General features: G+C 71.5%; 20 protein-coding genes. 10 read left to right on the top strand and 10 right to left on the bottom strand.

The window, feature by feature from the left end:
- The first annotated feature begins 24 nt into the window (after positions 1 to 24).
- The 3 genes from AA23TX_RS46820 (at position 25) to AA23TX_RS46810 (ending at position 5,338) form a co-directional block, all read left to right on the top strand.
- Positions 25 to 2,838, top strand: coding sequence for an AAA family ATPase (locus AA23TX_RS46820; RefSeq protein ID WP_155549287.1), 2,814 nt, complete (start codon positions 25 to 27; stop codon positions 2,836 to 2,838).
- A gap of 57 nt (positions 2,839 to 2,895) precedes the next feature.
- Entirely contained in the window at positions 2,896 to 4,008 is a 1,113-nt protein-coding gene (gene sfnG / locus AA23TX_RS46815) for a dimethylsulfone monooxygenase SfnG (RefSeq protein WP_155549286.1), read from the top strand.
- Positions 4,009 to 4,096: 88 nt separating this feature from the next.
- Entirely contained in the window at positions 4,097 to 5,338 is a 1,242-nt protein-coding gene (locus AA23TX_RS46810; RefSeq protein ID WP_155549285.1) for an SLC13 family permease, read from the top strand.
- Between the two features lies 1 nt (position 5,339).
- On the opposite strand, the gene AA23TX_RS46805 is transcribed toward AA23TX_RS46810, so the two are convergent.
- From AA23TX_RS46805 to AA23TX_RS46790, 4 genes are all read right to left on the bottom strand, one after another.
- On the bottom strand, positions 5,340 to 7,082 hold the full coding sequence (locus AA23TX_RS46805) for a hypothetical protein (protein ID WP_155549284.1): 1,743 nt from the start codon (positions 7,080 to 7,082) through the stop codon (positions 5,340 to 5,342).
- A 184-nt stretch (positions 7,083 to 7,266) separates the two neighbouring features.
- A complete protein-coding gene (locus tag AA23TX_RS46800; RefSeq protein WP_230863103.1) occupies positions 7,267 to 8,391 on the bottom strand; it encodes a bifunctional RNase H/acid phosphatase in 1,125 nt (374 codons plus the stop codon).
- On the bottom strand, positions 8,388 to 9,125 hold the full coding sequence (locus AA23TX_RS46795; RefSeq protein ID WP_155549283.1) for a zinc ribbon domain-containing protein: 738 nt from the start codon (positions 9,123 to 9,125) through the stop codon (positions 8,388 to 8,390). Before AA23TX_RS46795 ends, AA23TX_RS46800 begins: the two co-directional genes overlap by 4 nt.
- 9 nt (positions 9,126 to 9,134) lie before the next feature.
- Positions 9,135 to 9,956: a Nif3-like dinuclear metal center hexameric protein gene (locus AA23TX_RS46790; protein ID WP_155549282.1), complete on the bottom strand. Its 822-nt coding sequence runs from the start codon at positions 9,954 to 9,956 to the stop codon at positions 9,135 to 9,137.
- Between the two features lie 358 nt (positions 9,957 to 10,314).
- On the opposite strand from AA23TX_RS46790, the gene AA23TX_RS46785 reads away from it, so the two are divergent.
- Genes AA23TX_RS46785 through AA23TX_RS46775 form a run of 3 tightly spaced genes read left to right on the top strand, consistent with a single transcriptional unit; the run spans position 10,315 to position 12,335 of the window.
- Complete coding sequence (locus tag AA23TX_RS46785) at positions 10,315 to 10,776, top strand: low molecular weight protein-tyrosine-phosphatase (protein WP_155549281.1); 462 nt, start codon at positions 10,315 to 10,317, stop codon at positions 10,774 to 10,776.
- Between the two features lie 60 nt (positions 10,777 to 10,836).
- Positions 10,837 to 11,667: an SURF1 family cytochrome oxidase biogenesis protein gene (locus AA23TX_RS46780; protein ID WP_155549280.1), complete on the top strand. Its 831-nt coding sequence runs from the start codon at positions 10,837 to 10,839 to the stop codon at positions 11,665 to 11,667.
- A 50-nt stretch (positions 11,668 to 11,717) separates the two neighbouring features.
- The gene (locus tag AA23TX_RS46775) at positions 11,718 to 12,335 is read left to right on the top strand and encodes an FMN-binding negative transcriptional regulator (protein ID WP_155549279.1); all 618 of its coding nucleotides are present in this window, start codon (positions 11,718 to 11,720) and stop codon (positions 12,333 to 12,335) included.
- A 23-nt stretch (positions 12,336 to 12,358) separates the two neighbouring features.
- On the opposite strand, the gene AA23TX_RS46770 is transcribed toward AA23TX_RS46775, so the two are convergent.
- From AA23TX_RS46770 to AA23TX_RS46760, 3 genes are all read right to left on the bottom strand, one after another.
- Entirely contained in the window at positions 12,359 to 12,796 is a 438-nt protein-coding gene (locus AA23TX_RS46770) for a hypothetical protein (RefSeq protein ID WP_155549278.1), read from the bottom strand.
- Between the two features lie 64 nt (positions 12,797 to 12,860).
- Positions 12,861 to 13,751, bottom strand: coding sequence for a cobalamin biosynthesis protein CobD/CbiB (locus tag AA23TX_RS46765; RefSeq protein WP_155549277.1), 891 nt, complete (start codon positions 13,749 to 13,751; stop codon positions 12,861 to 12,863).
- 64 nt (positions 13,752 to 13,815) lie between these two features.
- Entirely contained in the window at positions 13,816 to 14,499 is a 684-nt protein-coding gene (locus AA23TX_RS46760) for a FadR/GntR family transcriptional regulator (protein WP_155549276.1), read from the bottom strand.
- 102 nt (positions 14,500 to 14,601) lie between these two features.
- On the opposite strand from AA23TX_RS46760, the gene AA23TX_RS46755 reads away from it, so the two are divergent.
- The 4 genes from AA23TX_RS46755 (at position 14,602) to AA23TX_RS46740 (ending at position 17,382) form a co-directional block, all read left to right on the top strand.
- Positions 14,602 to 15,096, top strand: a complete 495-nt coding sequence (locus AA23TX_RS46755) for a gluconokinase (protein ID WP_196425909.1) — start codon at positions 14,602 to 14,604, stop codon at positions 15,094 to 15,096.
- Positions 15,093 to 16,457, top strand: a complete 1,365-nt coding sequence (locus AA23TX_RS46750; RefSeq protein WP_155549274.1) for a GntT/GntP/DsdX family permease — start codon at positions 15,093 to 15,095, stop codon at positions 16,455 to 16,457. The genes AA23TX_RS46755 and AA23TX_RS46750 overlap by 4 nt, the downstream gene beginning before the upstream one ends.
- 92 nt (positions 16,458 to 16,549) lie before the next feature.
- The gene (locus AA23TX_RS46745) at positions 16,550 to 16,873 is read left to right on the top strand and encodes an ArsR/SmtB family transcription factor (protein ID WP_155549273.1); all 324 of its coding nucleotides are present in this window, start codon (positions 16,550 to 16,552) and stop codon (positions 16,871 to 16,873) included.
- The gene (locus tag AA23TX_RS46740) at positions 16,870 to 17,382 is read left to right on the top strand and encodes an SRPBCC domain-containing protein (protein ID WP_155549272.1); all 513 of its coding nucleotides are present in this window, start codon (positions 16,870 to 16,872) and stop codon (positions 17,380 to 17,382) included. The genes AA23TX_RS46745 and AA23TX_RS46740 overlap by 4 nt, the downstream gene beginning before the upstream one ends.
- Positions 17,383 to 17,429: 47 nt before the next feature.
- Here the strand turns inward: AA23TX_RS46740 and AA23TX_RS46735 are convergent, their stop codons facing one another.
- Genes AA23TX_RS46735 through AA23TX_RS46725 form a run of 3 tightly spaced genes read right to left on the bottom strand, consistent with a single transcriptional unit; the run spans position 17,430 to position 20,547 of the window.
- On the bottom strand, positions 17,430 to 18,398 hold the full coding sequence (locus tag AA23TX_RS46735; RefSeq protein ID WP_155549271.1) for an N-acetylglucosamine kinase: 969 nt from the start codon (positions 18,396 to 18,398) through the stop codon (positions 17,430 to 17,432).
- Entirely contained in the window at positions 18,395 to 19,660 is a 1,266-nt protein-coding gene (locus tag AA23TX_RS46730; RefSeq protein ID WP_155549270.1) for a 6-phospho-beta-glucosidase, read from the bottom strand. Before AA23TX_RS46730 ends, AA23TX_RS46735 begins: the two co-directional genes overlap by 4 nt.
- Positions 19,657 to 20,547, bottom strand: coding sequence for a carbohydrate ABC transporter permease (locus AA23TX_RS46725; RefSeq protein ID WP_155549269.1), 891 nt, complete (start codon positions 20,545 to 20,547; stop codon positions 19,657 to 19,659). The genes AA23TX_RS46730 and AA23TX_RS46725 overlap by 4 nt, the downstream gene beginning before the upstream one ends.
- Positions 20,548 to 20,603 lie beyond the last annotated feature (56 nt).

The raw sequence follows: 20,603 nt of genomic DNA, 5'->3' as shown, positions 1-20,603 counted from the left end.
CAACCCAACATGAAAGTCCTTACGGTGGATACCGAAGTAAATCCCGAGCATCCCGTCAGCGGGGCTTCGGTACCGAAGCGCCCCGCTCCGCGGCTCCCCGGCCGCGAGCCCGAGCTCAGCCGCCTGACCAGCCTGTTCCCCCTCGCGCTGGACGGCACGGCCGCGAGCGCGGTGCTGGTCGGCGAGTTCGGCATGGGCAAGACCGCCACGCTCCACACCGCCGCGGCGCTCGCCGCGGACGCCGGCTTCACCGTCGCGGTCGCCACCGGGTCGCGGCTGGAGAGCCACCTGCCCGGCGGGGTCGCCCGCCAGCTGGCCGACGCGCTCGACGATCCCGGTGCCCCGCGCCCGCCCGTCGCCGACCTCTGCGGGCCGGCCGGCGAGAGCGAAGCGCTCGACCTCTTCTTCCGGATCATCCGGGACGCGACCGAGCGGGGCCCGCTGTTCCTCGGCATCGACAACGTGCACCTCGCCGACGCCTGGTCGATGCGGTGCCTCGCCTACATCCGGCACCGCGTGCTCGACCTGCCGGTGTTGATCATACTCACCTCCCTGATCGGCCACCCGCCGCACCGCGAGGTCGCGCTGCTGGAGATGGCCGGCTGCACGCCGGCGACGATCACCCTGAACGGCCTCGGCGACGCGGGCGCGGCGGAGATCCTCGGCCTCGCGCCGGGCGAGCTCGCGACCGCCTGCCGCGAGGCGACCGGCGGCAACCCGTACCTGCTGCAGGCGCTGCGGCCGCGGCTGCTGCCCGGCGCGGACCCGCACGAGCTCGGCTCGTCGCTGATCGGGCAGGTGCTCCACACGCGGATGGCGGAGTTCCCGGACGCGCCGGCGATCCTGCACGCGGCCGCGATCCTCGGCGAGGACGCCGGCTTCGACCTGCTGGCCCAGCTCGCCGGCGTCGACGAGCTCGACGCGCTGCAGGCGATCGACACGATGGTCCGGCTGCACGTGCTGAACAACAGCAACGCACCGACGCTGACCTACCCGTTCGTCCGCAACTCCGTGCTGCGGGACATGCCGAAGACGACGCGGGCGGTCAACCACGCGCGGGCGGCGAAGCTGCTGTCGGAGACCGGTGCGCCGGTCGAGCGCGTCGCCGCGCACCTGCTCGAAGCGACGTCGATCCGGATCCCGTGGGGCGTGGACGTCCTGCGGCTGAGCGCGCGCAACGCCGTGTTCTCCGGCCGGCCCGAGCTCGCCTCGCGGCACCTGCGGCGGGCGCTGGAGGAGCGGCTGACGTCGGGGCGGCGGGTGGCCGTGCTGCTGCAGCTGGCCCACGCGGAGTTCCAGGTCGACCCGCCCGCCGCGGCGCAGCGGGTGCGGGAGGCCGTCGACACCATCGGCAACCGCGACACGGCCGCGTTCATCGCCTCGGCGATGCTGCTGTCGCTCTGCGGCGGCCAGGACGCGCGGCTCGCGATCAGCGCGGCCGGCCAGATCGCCGCCCGGCTCGACGCCGGCGGCCCGGACGCCGTCTGGCCGCTGCTGTGCATGACCTACCTCGCCGAGGCCGGCAGCCGGCTCGGCCCGCCGCCGGAGTTCCGCGACTTCGAGGAGCAGTGGGCGCCGCTGACCGACCCGGCGGCGCAGCGCAGCCGCTCGGCGTTGCTGGCGCTGGACGCCGTCCGCAGCGGCGAGTCGGCGCCGGACGCCGTCGGGCACTTCGCGGACGCGCTGAGCCTCACCGCGGGCGCCGCCGCCCCGGACCCGGCCGGCGACGAGCCCGAACTGTTCGAGCAGCACTACTTCTTCACGCTGGCCACCGCGGTGCTCGCGGACGAGCCGACGCTCGTCGACCGGCTGTGCCGCGTCCTCGACGTCGAGCGCGAGCCGTGGGACGTGCACATCCCGCACGGCGCGCTGCCCACCCTGGCCCGCGGGATCGCACTGCAGGCCAGCGGCGACCTGCAGCGGGCGAGCGTGCACTTCGAGTCGCTGCTGCGCCGCTTCGACGAGCGCGGCGGGACGACGACGTGCCCGGTCGGCGTGCTGTGCGCGGCGAAGCTCGTCGAATGCTGGGTGGACCTGGGCCGGTTCGAGGCGGCGACGTCGCTGCTGGACCGGATGGACTTCGTCGCGAGCCAGGGCCTGTTCACCCACACCTACCTCCTCTACGCGCGCGGCCGCCTGCGCGTCGCGACCGGGTACACCCGCTTCGGGTTCGAAGACCTGCTCAGCTGCGGCCGGAGGCTCGCCCACCACGGCATGCGGTTCCCGGGTTTCGTGCCGTGGCGCGCCCACGCGGCGCGGGCCGCGCTGGCGCTGGGCCAGGCCGACGACGCGGCCCGCTTGGCCGAAGAGGACATGAACGCGTCCGCCCGCTGGGGCGCGGCGCGGCCGCTGGGCACGGCCCTGACGACGATGGGGCTCGTCCGCGAGGACGACGAAGCCGAGCGGGCGCTGAACAAGTCGATCACGACGCTCGGCTCGTCCCCGGCCCGCCTCCAGCTGGCGACGGCGCTGACCGAGCTCGGCACGCTGCAGGCACGCCACGGCCAGTCCGAAAAGGCCATCGAGACCCTGCGGCAGGCGGTGGAGCTGAGCGAGCACTGCGGCGCGCGTCCGCTCGCCCGGCGTGCGGCGGAGGAGCTGCGGTCGGCGCGGCGGACGTTGACGCCGGCCAAGGACAACGAGCACGGCTTGACGCGGCAGGAGAACCGGATCGCCGTCATGGCCGCGCAGGGGCTGACGAACCGGGAGATCGCGACCGCGCTGCACCTCACGCGGCGGACGGTGGAGCTGCACCTGTCCGGCGCGTACCGCAAGCTCGGCATCCCCGGCCGCGCGGAACTCGGTGGCGCACTGGCGAAGTCCCAGCGCGGCGGGTGAGTTCCCACCGCGTGGACGCGCGTTGACCGGCTCCGGCGTCGTTGCTCTACTCGGGCCATGTCGCTCGAAGAGCCGTTGAAATTCGCCTACTGGGTCCCGAACGTGAGTGGTGGCCTCGTCACGTCCGACATCGAACAGCGGACGGACTGGGGCTACGAGTACAACAGAGACCTGGCTGTCCTGGCCGAGAACAGCGGGTTCGAGTACGCGCTTTCGCAGGTGCGCTACACGGCCAGCTACGGCGCCTCGTACCAGCACGAGTCCACCGGGTTCAGCCTGGCGCTGCTGCTCGCGACGCAGCGGCTCAAGGTGATCGCGGCCGTCCACCCCGGACTGTGGCACCCCGGTGTGCTGGCGAAGTTCATCGCCAGCGCCGACGTGATCTCCGGCGGGCGCGCGGCGGTCAACGTGGTGAGCGGCTGGTTCAAGGGCGAGTTCACCGGCCTCGGCGAGCCGTGGCTGGAGCACGACGAGCGTTACCGCCGGTCCGAGGAGTTCATCCGCGTGCTGCGCGAGCTGTGGACGAACGACCACGCCGAGTTCCGCGGCGACTTCTACCGGATCCACGACTTCGACATCAAGCCGAAGCCGGTGGCGGCCCCGCACCCCGAGATCTTCCAGGGCGGCAACTCGACGGCGGCGCGCAAGCTCGCCGGGAGCGTGTCGGACTGGTACTTCAGCAACGGCAAGGACTTCGACGGCTTCAGCGAGCAGGTTGCGGAGGTGCGGGGGTACGCGGCTTCGAACGCGCGCACTGTCCGATTCGGACTCAACGGGTTCGTCATCGCCCGCGAGTCGGAGAGTGAAGCTCGCGCGGTCCTGCAGGAGATCGTCGCGAAGGCCAACGTCGAGGCGGTGGAGGGGTTCCGGTCGGCGGTGGCGCAGGCGGGAAAGTCCACTTCGGACGCCAAGGGCATGTGGGCGGACTCGGAGTTCGAGGACCTGGTGCAGTACAACGACGGCTTCCGCACGAAGCTGATCGGCACGCCCGAGCAGATCGCCGACCGGGCGATCGAGTACAAGAAGCGCGGCGCTTCGCTGTTGCTGCTCGGGTTCCTGCACTACCTGGAGGACGTCGAGCACTTCGGCAAGCACGTGCTGCCGGTGATCCGGGCGAAGGAGCAGGACCTGGCGCGCGGCGCGGCCACCCCGGAGCCGCTCGGCGTCTGACCCGGGACCGTCGGGGCGCCCCCGTTCTCGACGCTACCCGAGAGCACCGACAAAACCGGTGGGCGAAACCGTCGGCTAGCGTGAGCCGGTGAACTTCTGGGCAGGCGCGGGAAGCCTGATACTGCTGGCCGCCGTGCTGGTCTTCGCGATCGTGCGGCCGCGCGGCTGGCCCGAAGCCGTCGCCGCGGTGCCGGCGGCCGGCCTCGTGCTGCTGCTGGGGCTCGTGCGGCCGGAAGCGGCCGGGCAGCGCGCTGTCGAGATCCTCCCGACGCTGGGCTTCCTGGCCGCGATCCTGCTTTTGTCCTTTTTGGCCAGTGTCGACGGTGTCTTCACCTGGCTCGGGAACCGCCTGGCCGAGGCCTGCCACGGCAAGCCGCGGCGGCTGCTCGTGCTCACCTTCGCGGCGGCGTCCGGAGTGACCGCCGTCCTCAGCCTGGACGCCACGGTCGTCCTGCTCACCCCGGTGGTTCTGGCGACGGCGACGAGCCTGCGTCTCCCACCCCGCCCGCACGTCTACGCCTGCGCGCACCTGGCGAACTCGGCGTCGACGCTGCTGCCGGTGTCCAACCTGACGAACCTGCTCGCGTTCGGCGCCTCGGGGCTGACGTTCGCCGGGTTCACCGCGGCGATGGCGTTGCCGTGGATGGTCACGATCGCCATCGAACTGCTGGTGTTCCTGCGGTTCTTCGCCGCCGACCTCCGTCCGCGCGAGACCGCCGAGCCGAAGCAGCACCTGGAGACGCCGACGTTCGCGCTGGTCATCCTGGGCCTGACCCTGGCCGGCTTCGCGCTGGGCCCGCTGGGCCACGTCGAGCCCGTGTGGATCGCGGCGCTGGCCGCGCTGATCCTCGGCACCCGCGCCCTGGCGCGGGGCACGATCAAGCCGTGGCAGCTGGTGACCGAAGCGGCGCCGCAGCTGTGCCTGTTCGTGCTGGGCCTGGCGGTCGTGGTCGAGGCGGTCTCGGAGCACCTGCTCGGCGGCCTGCTGCGCGACGTCCTGCCGTCGTCGGCGGGCCTGGTGGACCTGCTGGTCGCGGCCGGGGTGGCGGCGCTGCTGGCCAACCTGGTCAACAACCTCCCGGCGACGCTGATCCTGCTGTCCGTCCTGGGCCCGCACCCGGCGCCGGGAGTGCTGCTGGCGGTGCTCCTGGGGGTCAACATCGGCCCGAACGCGAGCTACCTGGGCTCACTGGCGACGCTGCTGTGGCGCCGCACGCTGCCGGAGCACCCGTCGGCGAAGACGTTCCACGCACTGGGGGCGATCACCACGCCCCTGTGCCTGGTGGCGGCGACCGGGGCGTTGTGGCTGAGCTTGGGGCTGCTGACCTGAGTCAGCCGGGCATCGTGATCGTCTGGCCCGGCTTCATCGTCGCGCCGCAGTCGTCGAGCGGGCCGCCGAAGCGGTCCGCCGCCACGGCCGGGATCGTCTTCGCCGCGTAGTCCTGCGCCGCCTTGAGCTTCGCCGGGTCCGTCGCCGCGTCCTTGCGCACCCAGTCGCCGTTGCGCAGGCCCTCGATCGGCGAGCTGTAGATCAGCACGTAGTCGCGGTCCAGGCGCGGGTCCAGCGCGATGCCGTTGCCCGCGGCCCACGGGCCCCAGGAGTGGATGAACGTCGGCTTCACCGTGTCGAACACGTAGTTCCGCAGACCGGCCAGGTCGTTGTCGTGCACCAGGTCGGCGATCGGCTTGTTGACCAGGCCGGCCATGTCGACGAGCTCGAGCCGGCTGGTCATCGACGAGCCGCCGAGGTCCGGCAGCAGCAGGGACGCCTTCTGGATGCCCAGGATGTCCGCGTACGTGTTGAAGCCGCGGCCGAAGCGGTCCGCCACCAGGCACGCGGTGATGTTCGGGCTCTTCGCGAACTTGTCCGCGGCCTGCGCGAACCCGATCGCCGACGGGACGAACGCCCCCACCAGCACCACGACGATCCCGATCCGCAGGAGCGCCCGGCGGTGCTTGAGCAGCTCACCCGCCGAGAGCGTGCCGGCGATGACGGCCAGCGGCCAGATCGGGCTGGCGAACCGGTGCTGGTACATCCAGTCGGCGACCATCACGCCGTACGCGATGATCCCCAGCGCCAGCGGCACCAGCAGCGCGATCAGCGGACGCCGCCACGGCGCCTTGACCAGCGCGAACGCGATCACCAGCGCGAGCAGGACCACCCCGGCCCAGCCCGCGTAGCCGGCCAGCTCGAAGGGCCGCTTCAAGGCGTCGAAGCCGGGCAGCCCCTGCTGCTTGGCGACCGACGGGTTGGCCAGCAGCCGCCCGAACTCCGAGTGCCGCCAGACGACGTACGCGCCGAACGGCACGGCGAACGCCGCCACCGACAGCAGGGCCAGGCGGAAGCTCTTCCAGAACAGGCCGCCGCGCAGCAAGAGCAGCGCCGCCAGCGGGTACGCGCCCGCGTAGATCAGGCCTTCCGGCCGGGTCAGCGCGGCGAACGCGACCAGGACGCCCGCCCAGAGCGCGACCTTCGGCGTCAGCAGCTTGTCGCGCTTGACCGAGACGAACAGCGTCACGGCCAGCGTGACGACCACGAAGGCGAACAGCGAGTTCTCCAGGCCGGACACGACCCAGATGACGAACGACGGGATCGTCGCCAGCGTCAGGCCCACGACCAGCGTGACCAGCCAGGCGAAGCGCGTGAAGATCTGCTTCGCGGCGATGTAGCACGCCGTCAGGATGCCGCCGGTGAAGAGCAGGCCCAGCGCCTTCGGGAACAGCACGTAGTCCGGGAGGCCGAACAGCAGGCCGTGGTCGAACAGGCCGACGAGCTTGCCGACGCCGAGCAGCACCATCCACGTCGGGTCGGAGAAGCCCTCGACCGGCGGGGCGCCCGGCTGCAGCACCGGGCCGAGGCCGTCGGCGAAGCTGCGGGCGTAGGAGAAGGTGATGGCGGCGTCGTCGACGATCCAGTGGCCGTAGCGGGTGGCGTGGACCGCCACGGCGGCCATTCCCGCCAGGACGGCCAGCACCGGCGCCAGCCGCGCGCCCCAGCCCCGCGTGGTCGTCACGGGCGTGGGCTCCTCGGGGACGTCGCTCGGGGAGGTCTCGGTGAGTGCGCTAGCCGTCATTTCCTCGTCACTGTTCCGCCCGCAGGCCTCTGCCGGTGGGATACGCACGAGCTGGCGCCCCATGAAGCGCGCCCGAGGCCGGACCCGCCACCGCGGCGACGCGGTCGAGACACTGTAGCCAATACCCCATCGGGGGTCCGGCACGCGTCGGCATTGAGCGTGATCCACCCCACATTTGCGGCGGTCAGGTCAGGTGCGAGGTGTCGTTGACCAGCCGCACCGAAGCGTTCCCGTCCGGGTAGAACTCGACGATCGACAGCGACGCCAGATCGAGGTGCAGCCGGAACAGCAGCTGCGGGCCGGCGTCGAGCCCCATCCGGAGCAGCGTCTTGATCGGCGTCACGTGGCTGACCAGCACCAACGTCTTCCCGCCGTGCTCGGCGATCAGCTCGTCGCGGGCCTTGCGGACGCGCCGGTGGACGACGTCGAAGCTCTCCCCGCCGGGCGGCGGCACCGCGCTGTCGCCCAGCCACGAACCGTGGAGCTCGGGGTCGCGCTCCGCCGCTTCGGCGAACGTCAGGCCTTCCCAGTCGCCGAAGTCGGTCTCGATGAGGCCGGGGTGGGTCTCGACGCGCCCGCCGAGCGCGTCGGCGACGGCCTGCGCGGTCTGCTTGGTGCGGGTGAGCGGCGAGGAGATGATCGGGACGCTCTCGCCGTCGACGACCAGGCCGTCGGTCGCGGCCAGCCGCTTCGCCGCCGCGGCGGCCTGCGATCGGCCCAGCTCGGTCAGCGGGACGTCACCGCGGCCGGAGTAGCGGCGCAGCGCCGACATCTCCGTCTGGCCGTGGCGCAGCAGGAGCAGCCGGGTCGGGGTGCCCTTCGCACCGGTCCAGGCCACCGTCGCGCGGTCGGGCCGTCGGGTCGGGAGCTTCGGGGCGGGCTTCCCGGCGGCGGGCTTGCCGGTGGCCGCGTCCATCGCTTCGTTGGCCAGCCGGTCGGCGTGGGAGTTCTGCGCCCGCGGGATCCACTCGTACTCGACGCGGGAGAAACCGGCGGCCAGCTCCTTGGCTCGTTCCGCCAGCGGCTGCATGTCCGGGTGCTTGATCTTCCAGCGCCCGGACATCTGCTCGACGACGAGCTTCGAGTCCATCCGGACGTCCACAGTGGACGCACCGAGCTCGGCCGCGGCGGCCAGCCCGGCGATCAGGCCGTTGTACTCGGCGACGTTGTTGGTGACGACGCCGAGGCTTTCCTTGCGCTCGGCCAGGACCTCGTCGGTGGCGGCGTCCTTGACGACCGCGCCGTAGCCGGCCGGGCCCGGGTTACCCCGGGAGCCCCCGTCCGCTTCGACGACCACGTGCGACGTCACAGACCCGACTCCATGGTCCGGACCAGCACCGCGCCGCAGTTCTCGCACTGGATGACGTCGTCCTCCGGCGCGGCCTTGATCTCGGCGATCGTGTTGCGGTCCATCTCCAGCTGGCACGCGCCGCAGCGGCGGGCCCGCAGCAGCGCGGCGCCGATGCCCTTCTGCTCACGGACGCGCTCGTACAGCTTGAGCAGCGGCTCCGGGAAGCGCGGCAGCAGCTTCGCGCGGTCTTCTTCGCGGCGCGCGCGGGTGGTGTCGAGATCCTTGAACGCCTCGTCGCGGCGGGCGACCGCGGCGGCGACCTCGGCCTCGGCCTTGTCGACCTCGGCGCCGGTGCGCTGCGCGTCCAGGCCGAGGGCCTCGCGCTGCTCCATCAGCTCCAGCAGGTCGTCTTCGAGCGCGCTCTGCCGGCGCTGCAGGGTCTGCAGCTCGTGCTCGATGTCGGTCATCTGCTTCGAGTTCACCGAGCCGGACGCGAGGAGCTTGCGGTCTCGGTCCTCGCGGGCGCGGACCGACTCGATCTCCTTCTCCTGCCGGGCCACCTCCCGGTCGAGGTCGGACGCGGCGGTCTCCACCGACACGAGCGCGTCACGGCGCTCGCGGGCCGTCTTCTCCCCCGCGTCGATCTCGGCCAGCTCGGGCAGGGTGCGGCGGCGGTGCGCGGTGCGCGAGAGCTCGGCGTCCACCTTGGCGAGCTCGAGCAACTGGCGCTGCACGGCGGGTTCGGCCTTCACGGTGCTCCTCTAAATCGATGTGCGCTCGGCGCGGACGTTCCACGGGTCGGTGCACCGCGTGGAGACGTAGGTGTCGACGTTACCCGCAAACGCCTGCGCCACGACCAGCGAGGCTTGCCCGCACCAGGGCCATTCGCTGGCCCAGTGGGTCAGCCCGACCAGTGCGGGCACCGCGCCCGGGTTCGCGAGGTGCTCACCGGCGGGGTGATGCCGCAGGTCGGCGGTGACGAAGGCGTCGACGCCGGCCGCGGTGGCCTGCTTCAGGTAGGAGTCCCCGGCGCCGCCGGAGACGGCGACGGTGCGGATCGGGCGGTCCGGGTCGCCCGCGCCGAGCACGCCCGGCACGGTCGCGGGCAGGGCCTCGGCGACGCGCTGGACGAACGTCGCGAACGGCTCGGCCTCGGGCAGCTCGCCGATCCGGCCGATGCCGGTGACGCCGTCTTCGTTGGGCGCCAGCGGGCCGGTCACGCGCAGCCCGATCGCCTGCGCGAGCGCGTCGGAGACGCCGGGGTCGGCGGAGTCGGCGTTGGTGTGCGCGCAGTAGAGCGCGATGCCGGTGCGGATCATCCGGTGCACCAGCGAGCCCTTGGCGGTGTCGGCGGCGACGCCGTGCACGCCGCGCAGCAGCAGCGGGTGGTGCGCGACGATCAGCTGCGCGCCGAGGTCGGCGGCCTCGTCGACGGTCTCGGCGACCGGGTCGACGCAGAACAGCACCCGCGTGACGGGCTCGGCGGGGTCGCCGCAGACGAGGCCGACGGCGTCCCACGACTCGGCGAGCGCGGGCGGGTAGGCCTGCTCCAGGACGGTGATGATTTCGGAAAGCGCGGGCACCGGGGGATCTTCGCATGTACGGGCGCGAGCCCCGCGAGTGCTGGCGGTGCGCTACGCGGTGATCTCCGGCTGGGTCCCGGCTTAGGTCCCAGCTTCGGTCCCACAGCGACGTGCATCACCCGTTAGTGGCGCCCCGGCGGCGGGTCCACCACCGCCGCCGTGAGCGCCGGGGCGGAGCGTCAGTTGCAGTTGCCGCAGCAGCCGCAGCCCTGACCGGTGCACTTCGAGCAGCATCCGTGCATGATCGCTCTCCTTCCGGTTCGCGTCCTCGCGGGAACGACGCTAAGTGGCGGCGCGGGGCAGCGGGTACCGCCGAGCGAGCGGGTGACCGGGTGAACCGGCCGGTTACGCTCGCGAAATGACGCACCTCGTCTTCGTCTGCTCCGGCAACATCTGCCGCTCCCCGATGGCGGAACTCGTCTTCCGCGCGCACCTCGAGGACGCCGGCCTCGGCGACGTGGTGCGCGTGTCCAGTTCCGGTACCGGGGGCTGGCACGCCGGAGAGCCCGCCGACAAGCGCGCCCGCGCCACGCTCGAAGCGCACGGCTACCCCACCGCGCACGTCGCCTCCGAGGTGTCGGACGAAGACCTCGCCGCCGATCTGCTGCTGGCCGCCGATGACGGGCACGCGGAGTTCCTGCGCGCCCGCGTCGACGATCCCTCGAAGGTGCGGCTGCTGCGGTCGTTCGACCCGTCGGCCCCCGGCGGCGCCGAAGTCCCGGACCCCTACTACGGCGGTGACGACGGCTTCGAAGACGTCCTCGGCATGATCGAACGCTCGGTCCCCGGTTTGCTGGATTGGGTGCGTTCGCGCGGGTAGAAGTCACAGGTGACGGAGGTCGGCGGGCGCCACGGGCGGGGCACCGCCTACCGTGGTGGCGTGCGGTTGCGGTTCCTGCTCAAGCCCGGGTGGCTGGCGCTGACGGTGGTGGTGTTCACCTTCGCCATCTGCTGCTTCACGCTGCTTTCACCCTGGCAGTTCAGCCGCAACGCCGAACGCGAGCAGCAGAACTCCGCGCTGGAGGCGTCGTTCACCGCGCCGCCCCTGCCGCTGACGCGGCTGCTGCCGCCGGGGAGCGCGCCCGACCAGCACACGGAGTGGCACCTCGTCTCGATCACCGGCCAGTACCTCGCGGACAAGGAAGTCGTCGCGCGGCTGCGGACGGTCCAGGGCGAGGGCGCCTTCGAGGTGCTGACGCCGATGCGGACCACCGACGGCACGGTCGTCCTGGTCGACCGCGGGTACGTCCGGCTCGACAGCAAGTCCGGCGTGCTGCCGTACGCGCCGCCGCCGGCCGGGATCGTTTCCGTGACGGCCCGGGCGCGGGCGGACGAGACCGATCCGAAGAACCGGGACGCGTTCGCCGACGCGTCGACCGGCGGGCAGCTGCAGAGCTACGTCGTCGATTCGCGGGTGGTCGCGCGGGCGGGGAAGCTCGACATCCGGCCGGGGTACTTCCAGCTCGACACCGATCAGCCCGGTGTGCTGGGCGCGCTGCCGCTGCCGCAGACCGACTCGGGGCCGTTCCTGTCGTACGCGCTGCAGTGGATCGCGTTCGGCGCGATGGCGCTGCTGGGCTGGCTGTACTTCACGGTGCGTGAGCTGAAGCCGGGTGGGGCTTTGGTCTCCGGGGAGGCTCCTGCGCGGCGGAAGTCCGTCGCGGAGATCCTGGCCGAGGACGAGCTGGCCGAAAGTGGCCATCAGAAGTAGCTCGAAATTGGCCCTTCTTCGGGGCCACTTGCCGGCGTGACACTGGGCTCATGCTGATCCACCCCTGGGACGCCGCTTCGGACGCGGAGTGGCGCGAATGGCTGTCCACGCACGACTTCGGCCAGCTGATCGCCGGCGGCACGGGCCGCGACCTGCCGGTGGTGACCCCGGCGCACTTCGCGTTCGACGGCGACCGCACGGTGGTGACGCACCTGGCGCGTCCGAACCCGATCTGGCCCCTGCTGGAGGAACACCCGCGAGCGCTGCTGACGGTGGTCGACGACTACACGTACATCCGCGCGGACTGGAACACGGACGCGGACCCGGCGTTCGGGGTGCCGACGTCGTACTACGCGACGGTCCAGCTCGAGGGCGACGTGCGGCTGGTCGACGACCCGGACTCGAAGGCTTCGTTGCTGGAGAAGCAGCTGCGGCACTTCGAGCCGGACGGCGCGCGGGCGCCGGTGAGCGCGGCTTCGGACTCGCCGGACCGGCGATTGCTGCCGGGGATCCGCGGGATCGAGTTCACGATCACGGGCGTGCGGGCGAAGTTCAAGTTCGGCGGGAACAAGACGGAGGCGGACCGGGACCGCATCGGCACCCGGTTGGCGGACCGCGGCGGCCGGCTCGACGCGGAGGCGTTGACCCAGCTGCGCCGGCGCGGCTGAAGCCGCCGCGCCGACGGTCCGTGTCAGCCGCCGCAGGCCGGGACCGGGAGCACGTCCAGGAACCCGTGGATGGTTTCGCCCGTGGTGTGGTTGAGCGCGTCGGCGGTCATGTGCTGAGTGACGCCGGGTTGGTTGGCCGTCGCGTGCTGCTCCCGGATCCCCATGGTCGTCGAGACGTCGTCGCCGGTGAAGAAGACCAGGCCGTTGTCGGCGAAGGTGATGGTCCAGGTCTGGCCGGCGACGTTCGTGTGGATCTCGAACTCCTCCCCCACGACGAACGACCCTCCGGGGCCGTCGTCGTCGTGCTTGGACTTCAGCGTGAACGGCGTGCCCAGGCTGCCGGACTTGTCCTGCTCGTAGGTGGGACCGCAGCGCCGCTTGGCCTCGGCGGTGCCGCCGGTGACGACGAGGGTGACCAGGCTCGCGGCGACCACGCCCGCCGCAATGTGCTTGTACCGCACGAAATCCTCCCGTATCTCTGCGAAGCGTTGCCTACGCCTGTCGATACGCGGAGGAGTTACAGCGTCAGCGCGAGCGGCGCCGGAAACCCGCCACCACGGCCAAAACCACCGACGTCACCGCGGCCAGCCAGCCGACGACCCGGGACAGCTCCACCGCCCGCGTCACGTGCCCCGCGTCCGGATTCCGCCCGACCCCGAGCACCGGCAGCTCCGCCACCCCGTGCGGGTACACCGTCCGCCCGCCGACGCGGACCTCCAGCGCCCCCGCGAACGCCGCCTCCACCCGGCCGGCGTTGGGGCTCGGGTGGGCGATCGTGTCGCGGCGCCAGGCCCGCCACGCGCCGCCCGCCGAGCCGCCGACCACCGGGGCCGCCAGGACCGTCAGGGCCGCCGCCATGCGGGTCGGGACCAGGTGGACCAGCTCGTCGAGGCGGTCGATCGCCCAGTGGCCCTGCCGTCCGACGCGTGACCGGCGGAGCAGGCTCACCGCCCGCGCGCCGAGCAGGCCCGGGACCCCCGCCACCGCGCCCCAGACCAGGGGCGCCACGACCGCGTCCGACGTGTTCTCCGCCAGCGTCTCCACCGAGGCCCGGGACAGCCCGACCAGGTCCAGGCCGTCGGCCACGCGCGGGTCCAGCTCGGACAGCGTGGACCGCGCCGGGTCGAAGCGGGACTCCTCGAGGTCGCGCGCCAGCTCCGTGCCCTGCAGGGCCAGGCCGGCCGCGCCGAGCACCGCCCACGTCGTCACCGCCGTCGCCGACGCCTGCACCAGCGGACGGCCGCGGCCGGCGCGCTCGAGCAGGAGACCGCCGGCCACCGCGGCGCCCGCGACCGCGAGGCCCGGGCCCTGCGCGAGCCGCCGGAACGCCGTCACCGGGGGCCGGCGACGCGGGTCGCCGAGGGCGCCGTCGGCCGCCACGCCCAACACCAGTCCGATCGCGCGCGCCGCGCTCACCCGTGCCCCCCGGCAGAAGAAAGTCCAGTTCCCGAGGGAGGCTACTCGCCCCCGCGGCACCGCCTTACTCGACCAGCGCCGCGATCTCCTCCCGCGCCTGGACGACGATGTCGCGCATCGCCCGCTCCGCCCGGTCCGCGTCCCCGGCCGCCACCGCCGCGGCCACCTCCAGGTGGAGTGCCACAGCCTCGGGCTGCGGCTCCGGCGGCATCAGCCCGTGCCCGGTCCGCCCGGTGAGCACCTCCGCGACGACCTCGGACAGCTGCGCGAACATCGGGTTCCGGGACGCGCCGAGCAGCAGGTCGTGGAACGCGATGTCGAACTCGAGGAACGTCGTCAAGTCGCGCGCCCGGGCCGTCCGCGCCAGCCGCTCCCCCAGCGCGCCGAGCCGGCCGCGCTCCTCCGGCGTCGCGCGCAGGGCCGCGTACCGCGCCGCGCACGGCTCGATCGCCGACCGCAGCTCGTTGAGCGTCGCGAGGGCCGTCGGCCGCGCGGGGCCGTCGAGCTGCCAGCGGATCAGCCGCGGGTCGTAGTGGTTCCACTCCGCCGGCTCCCGGACGATCACCCCGACCCGGCGCTTGCTGGTGGTCAACCGCATCGTCTCCAGCACTCGGACGACTTCGCGCGCGACAGTCCGCGAAGCGCCGAAGCGCTCCTGGAGCTCTTCGGAGCGCAGGACGGTGCCTGGTGGCAGCGCTCCGTTGGCGATCGACGCGCCGAGGGCGTCCAATACCTGCTCGTGTCCCACTCGGCCAACCTAGCCGTCTGATTCGATTAAGTAGTACTTTATCTTGAATAAGTAGTACTTTTGAGTTTGACTCACCCGAGCACAACGACGTGGGAGGTGCGGATGACCGTCATCGTGGTGATGGGCGTGTCAGGCTCCGGCAAGACGACGATCGGCACGGCGCTCGCGAACGCGCTGGACGTCGAGTACGCCGAAGCGGACACGTTCCACCCGCAGGCCAACATCGACAAGATGACCGCGGGCCACCCGCTGACCGACGAGGACCGCGCCCCCTGGCTCGAAGCCATCGCCGGCTGGATCCGCGAGCACCAGGCTTCCGGCGGCGTCGTGACGTCGTCCGCGCTCAAGCGCCGGTACCGCGACGTGCTGAGAACCGGCGGGAACGTCTGGTTCGCCCACCTGAACGGTGACCACGACACCCTCGCCGAGCGGATGAAGTCCCGCTCCGGCCACTTCATGCCGGTGTCGCTGCTGGACTCCCAGCTCGCCGACCTGGAACCGCTCGAGCCGGACGAGCCCGGCGCCGTCTTCGACATCCGCGAGACGCCCGACGAGATCACCGCCGCCGCCCTCACCGCCTTCCGGGAACGTTCATGACCACCCTCGCCGCCGCCTGGACCGGCCACGACACCCGGCTGATCGCCGCGACGGTCGTCGCGATCGCCGTCATCGTCGTGCTGATCACCAAGGTGAAGCTGCACCCGTTCCTGTCGCTGGTGCTCGGTTCGCTCGTGCTCGGCCTGACCGCCGGGATGCCGGTCGACAAGCTGCTGAAGAGCTTCAGCAGCGGCGTCGGCAGCACGGTCGCGTCCGTCGGCATCCTCATCGCCCTCGGCGCGATGCTGGGCAAGCTGCTGGCCGACTCCGGTGGCGCCGACCAGATCGTCGACACGGTGCTCGGCAAGGCCCGCGGCGCCGCGTTGCCCTGGGCGATGGCGCTGGTCGCGGCGCTGATCGGGCTGCCGATGTTCTTCGAAATCGGCCTCGTCATGCTCATCCCGGTGGTGCTGCTCGCGGCCAAGCGCACCGGGAAACCGTTGATGCTGCTGGGAATCCCGGCGGTGGCCGGCCTTTCGGTGCTGCACGGCCTGGTCCCGCCGCACCCGGGCCCGCTCGCCGCGGCGGGCGCGCTGAACGCGAACGTCGGGATCACGCTGGCGTTCGGCCTGCTCGTCGGCATCCCGACGCTGGTCATCGCGGGGCCGCTGTTCGGCAAGCTGGCCGCGCGGCTGGTGCCGGACGCGACGCCGCCCGAGCGGCTGATCCCCGAGCGGGCGGACCCGGACAAGCCGCGTCCCAGCTTCGCGGCGACGCTGACGACGGTCCTGCTGCCGGTCGTGCTCATGCTGGCGAAAGCGCTCTCGGACATCCTGCTGGCCAAGGACAACGGCGCCCGGCGCGTGCTGGACTTCGTCGGCGACCCGCTGATCGCGCTGCTGGCGGCGGTGCTGGTGGGCATGGTGCTGCTGGGCCGCCCGGCGGGTCTCGACCGTTCCCGGCTGTCCACTGTGGTCGGTGACTCGCTGGGCCCGATCGCGGGCATCATGCTGATCGTCGGCGCGGGCGGCGGTTTCAAGCAGACCCTGGTCGACGCGGGGGTCGGCGACGTCATCACGGGCCTGGCCAAGGACGCGCACCTGTCGCCACTGCTGCTGGGCTGGCTGGTGGCGGTGGCGATCCGCTTGGCGACGGGCTCGGCCACGGTGGCGACCGTCTCGGCGGCGGGGATCGTGGCGCCGTTGGCGGCGGGGATGGATCCGTCGCACAGTGCGCTGCTGGTGCTCGCGATCGGGGCGGGGTCGTTGTTCTTCTCGCACGTGAACGACGCGGGGTTCTGGCTGGTGAAGGAGTACTTCGGGCTGTCGGTCGGGCAGACGCTGAAGAGCTGGTCGGTGATGGAGACGCTGATCTCCGTGGTGGCGATCGCGCTGATCCTGCCGCTGTCACTGGTCGTTTAGCGCGCTGCTCACGAGGAGGCCGTCACCGGATCAGGGTGGCGGCCTTCTTCGGGCGTTGACATGTGACCTTTTGGTCACCTATTCTCGCTCACGTGCCCGACGACGACCTGGTGTTCAAGGCGCTGGCGGATCCGACCCGCCGGTTCCTGCTCGACCTGCTCTTCGAGCGCGACGGCCGCACGCTCACCGAGCTGGAGACCCAGGTCGACATGACCCGCTTCGGCGTCATGAAGCACCTGAAGCTCCTCGAGGAGGCCGGGCTCGTCGTCGCGCGGAAGGAAGGCCGGGAGAAACGGCACTTCCTGAACCCCGTGCCCATCCGGCAGATCCACGACCGGTGGATCGACAAGTACACCGAACGTCACGTCACCGCGCTGCTCGATCTCAAGGACGAACTGGAAGGCGAAGAACCATGACGACCACCGTGCAGGTCCACCGCGTCTACATCAAGGCCACCCCGGAGCGCATCTGGGAAGCCATCACCAAGCCCGAGTGGACCCGGAAGTACGGCTACACCGGCCTCGCCGACTTCGACCTCAAGGTCGGCGGCAAGCACCGCACCCGCCCCACGCAGGAGTTCATCGACGCCGGCTTCACCGGTGACCTCGTCGACGGCGAAGTCCTCGAAGTCGACCCGCCGCGCAAGCTCGTCGTCACCTGGAAGCTGCTCATGGGTCCCGACGAGATGTCCGCCGAGCCGTACACCACGCTCACCTACGACATCGAGGCGACGAAGACCGCCGGCACCAGACTGACCGTCACCCACGACGTCACCGGCGCGCCGCTCACCGGCGAGATGGTCAGCGGGATCCACGAAGACGTCAACGCCGGCCCCGGCGAGAACGCGGGTGGCGGCTGGGACTGGATCCTGTCGGACCTCAAGTCCCTGCTCGAAACCGGCGAGATCCTGGTCCCCGCGCCGTGAAGGGTCTGGTGGCCTGCCTCGCGCCGCTTCGAGGCAGGCCACCAGGTCTATGCGCGCTGGGTCGCCGCCTTCAGGGACGCCTTCGCGGCGTCCGACGCGCCCAGCGTGTCCAGTCCGAACAAAGCCGCTCCCACCACCGGGTTCACGTCCACGACGCGGACCACCGCGCGCGGCGCGACCTTCAGGCAGCGCCGCTCGATCTCCGCGATCACCGGCGCGCCGACCCCGGTCAGCACCCCGCCGCCGAGGACGATCTCCGGTGCTTCCCCGGTCAGGTCCAGGTTCCGCAGGATCACCGCCGCGAACACGCTGACCTCTTCCACGAACCGGGTGACGATGTCCGACGCCACCTCGTCGCCCGCCGCCGCGACCTCGAACAGCAGCGGGCACAGGCCGTGGATCGAGGCCGGGTCGATCTCCTCGAAGTGCAGGCCCTGCACGACGTCCAGCAGCCTCCGCTTGCCGAAGAAGGACGCCACGGCAGCCTGCAACGCGGTCCGCGGACCGCGGCCGTCCTCGGCGCGCACGGCCCACCACAGGGCCTCCTCGCCGAGCCGGTAGCCGCCGCCCCAGTCGCCGGAGATCTTGCCCAGCGCGGGAAAGCGGTGCACGCGGCCGTCGGGACCGACGCCGGCGCCGTTGATCCCGGCGCCGCAGACCACCGCGACACCCACCCCCGCGCTGCCCGCCCGGAGCAGCGCGAGGGTGTCGTTGCCGACCGTCAGGGTGTCGCTCCACCCGCGCGCGGACAGCGCCGCGTGCAGCGCTTCTTCCTCACGTGGGAAGTCGAGACCGGCGAGGTACGCCGACGTGTGCACCGCGAACGGCTTCTCCCCGAAATCGGGAAAAGCCTCCAGGACCAGGCCTTCCAGCGCCGTGACGCAGGCCGCCACGCCGATGTTCTGCGGCGACGCGCCGGGTCCACGCGACTTGCCCAGCACGACGCCGTCTTCCGAGATCACCAGGACCTCGGTCTTGCTGTTGCCGCCGTCGATCGCGATGACAGCGGGCCTCATCCGCGCGCCCAGGGCAAGTACTCGCGGTTGATCTGCACCAGCGAATCGGCCAGCGTGTCGGCCTTCGTGTACTGGCCGACCAGCGGGTGCGCCAGCAGCGCGTCGGCCACGCGGTCGCGGCCGCCCTTGATCGCCGCCTCCAGCGCGAGGAACTCGTACGCCGTGGTCGCCGCGATGAGGCCCGAGAACTGCGGCTCCACCGGCGTCTGCGCGATCGGCGTCGCACCGTTGGAGTCCACAGTGGACCGCGCTTCGATGACGGCGTCGTCCGGCAGGAACGGGAACGTGCCGTCGTTGCGGACGTTCACCACGTGCTCCTCGGCCGGTCCGCCCGCGGTCAGCGCGTGCACCAGCTGCACCGCGGCTTCCGAGTAGTACGCGCCGCCGCGCTTCTCCAGCGACTCGGGCTTCGTGTTCTGCTCCGGGTCGAGGTAGATCTTCAGCAGCTCTTCCTCGACGTCGGAGACGACGTCCGCGCGCGGCCGCTCAGTGCGCTGCTTCGTGACCTGCTCGTCGTGCGCGTAGAAGTACTTCAGGTAGTACGACGGCACGACGTTCATGCGCCGCAACCACTTCTCCGGAACGCTGACCTCGTTCGAGAGGTAGTCCAGATGCTGGTCCAGCAGCTCCGGCAGCCGGTCGACGCCGTCGACGAGCGCGCCGCGCTCCCAGCTCAGGTGGTTCAGTCCGGTGTGCACGAGCTTGACGTCGTCCGCGCCGACGCCGAGCAGCTTCCCGAACTGGCGCTGCAGGTTGATCGCGACGTTGCACAGCCCGACCGCGCGGTGGCCTTCGTTGAGCAGCGCGCGGGTCACGATGCCGACCGGGTTGGTGAAGTTGACGATCCACGTGTCGTCGCCGGCGATCTTGCGGACGCGGTCGGCGATGTCGAGCACGACCGGCACCGTGCGCAGCGCCTTCGCCAGGCCGCCCGCGCCGGTCGTCTCCTGACCGACGCAGCCGCAGGCGTGCGGGAACGTCTCGTCCGACCGCCGCGCCCGCTGGCCCCCGACGCGCAGCTGGATCAGCACCGCCGACGCGCCGTCGACGCCCTCTTCCAGCGACTGCGTGGTCCGGACCCGCGCCGGGTGCCCGGCGTGGTCGAGAACGCGCTGGCTGAACCCGCCGACGGCCTCCACGCGGTAGGCGTCCGGGTCGACCAGCACGATCTCGTCGACGTCCAAAGTGGACCGGCGACCGGCGATCCCGTCGATCAGCTCCGGCGTGTAGGTGGACCCGCCACCGACGACTGCCAGCTTCATCCCTTGACTCCCGTGAATGTGATGCCCTTGACGAACGACTTCTGCGCGAAGATGAACAGGACGATCACCGGCGCCATGATCAGCGCGGTCGCCGCCATCGTCATGTTCCACTCGACGTGGTGCATGCCGCGGAAGGACGCGATCGCCAGCGAAAGCGGCCAGTGGTCCTGGTTCTCGCCCGTGTAGAGCAGCGGCCCGAAGTAGTCGTTCCAGGTGAACAGGAAGCAGAACATCGCGGTGGCCGCGATCCCGGGCTTCGCCATCGGGATGAGCACCCGGTACATCGCCTGGAACTCGTTGCAGCCGTCGATCTTCGCCGCTTCGAGGTAGTCCTTCGGAATGGTGAGGAAGAACTGGCGGAGCAGGAAGATCGAGAACGCGTCGAAGAAGAAGTACGGCACGATCAGCGGAACCAGCGTGCCGGTGAGGCCCATCCGGACCCACAGGTCGTACAGCGGCACGATGGTGACCTGCGGCGGCAGCATCATCGCGGCGACCGTGAGCATGAAGAACAGGTTCTGCCCGCGCCACCGCAGTTTCGCCAGCGCGTACGCCGCCGGGATCGCCGAAAGCAGCGCGCCGACGGTCGCCAGCGCCGAATACAGCAGGCTGTTGCCGAAGTACTCCAGCAGCGGCGCCTTCTTGAACACCGTGACGAAGTTTTCGAAGTGCCATTCGGTCGGCCACAGGCTCGCCGTCATCGCCTGGTCGCTCTTCATCACCGCGGTGAGGAACACGAACAGCAGCGGCAGCATGAAGATCACGCCGAGAGCGATCCCGGTCGCGTGCAGCGCGATCCAGGACAGCCGTTTGTCCCAGGTCCGCTTGAACCGCACCCGTGGCGGCACGCCCGCCGGTTTCTGCGGCGCTTCGGCCAGTGCGGTCATGCCCCCACTCCATTCATGCGGGACACCCGCACCCGGTCGGGGTCACGAACAAGCTG

It is taken from the genome of Amycolatopsis camponoti (assembly GCF_902497555.1).
GTDB classification, from domain to species: Bacteria; Actinomycetota; Actinomycetes; order Mycobacteriales; family Pseudonocardiaceae; genus Amycolatopsis; species Amycolatopsis camponoti.
Note: the sequence above shows the minus strand (reverse complement) of the source record. Positions and strands in the feature narration are given on the sequence as shown.

Coding starts and splice junctions, on each gene's coding strand:
- AA23TX_RS46725 (WP_155549269.1), bottom strand. CDS start 20,547: ATGACCGCACTGGCCGAAGCGCCGCAGAAACCGGCGGGCGTGCCGCCA.
- AA23TX_RS46755 (WP_196425909.1), top strand. CDS start 14,602: ATGACCGTCATCGTGGTGATGGGCGTGTCAGGCTCCGGCAAGACGACG.
- AA23TX_RS46775 (WP_155549279.1), top strand. CDS start 11,718: ATGCTGATCCACCCCTGGGACGCCGCTTCGGACGCGGAGTGGCGCGAA.
- AA23TX_RS46740 (WP_155549272.1), top strand. CDS start 16,870: ATGACGACCACCGTGCAGGTCCACCGCGTCTACATCAAGGCCACCCCG.
- AA23TX_RS46750 (WP_155549274.1), top strand. CDS start 15,093: ATGACCACCCTCGCCGCCGCCTGGACCGGCCACGACACCCGGCTGATC.
- AA23TX_RS46785 (WP_155549281.1), top strand. CDS start 10,315: ATGACGCACCTCGTCTTCGTCTGCTCCGGCAACATCTGCCGCTCCCCG.
- AA23TX_RS46730 (WP_155549270.1), bottom strand. CDS start 19,660: ATGAAGCTGGCAGTCGTCGGTGGCGGGTCCACCTACACGCCGGAGCTG.
- AA23TX_RS46735 (WP_155549271.1), bottom strand. CDS start 18,398: ATGAGGCCCGCTGTCATCGCGATCGACGGCGGCAACAGCAAGACCGAG.
- sfnG (WP_155549286.1), top strand. CDS start 2,896: ATGTCGCTCGAAGAGCCGTTGAAATTCGCCTACTGGGTCCCGAACGTG.
- AA23TX_RS46805 (WP_155549284.1), bottom strand. CDS start 7,082: ATGACGGCTAGCGCACTCACCGAGACCTCCCCGAGCGACGTCCCCGAG.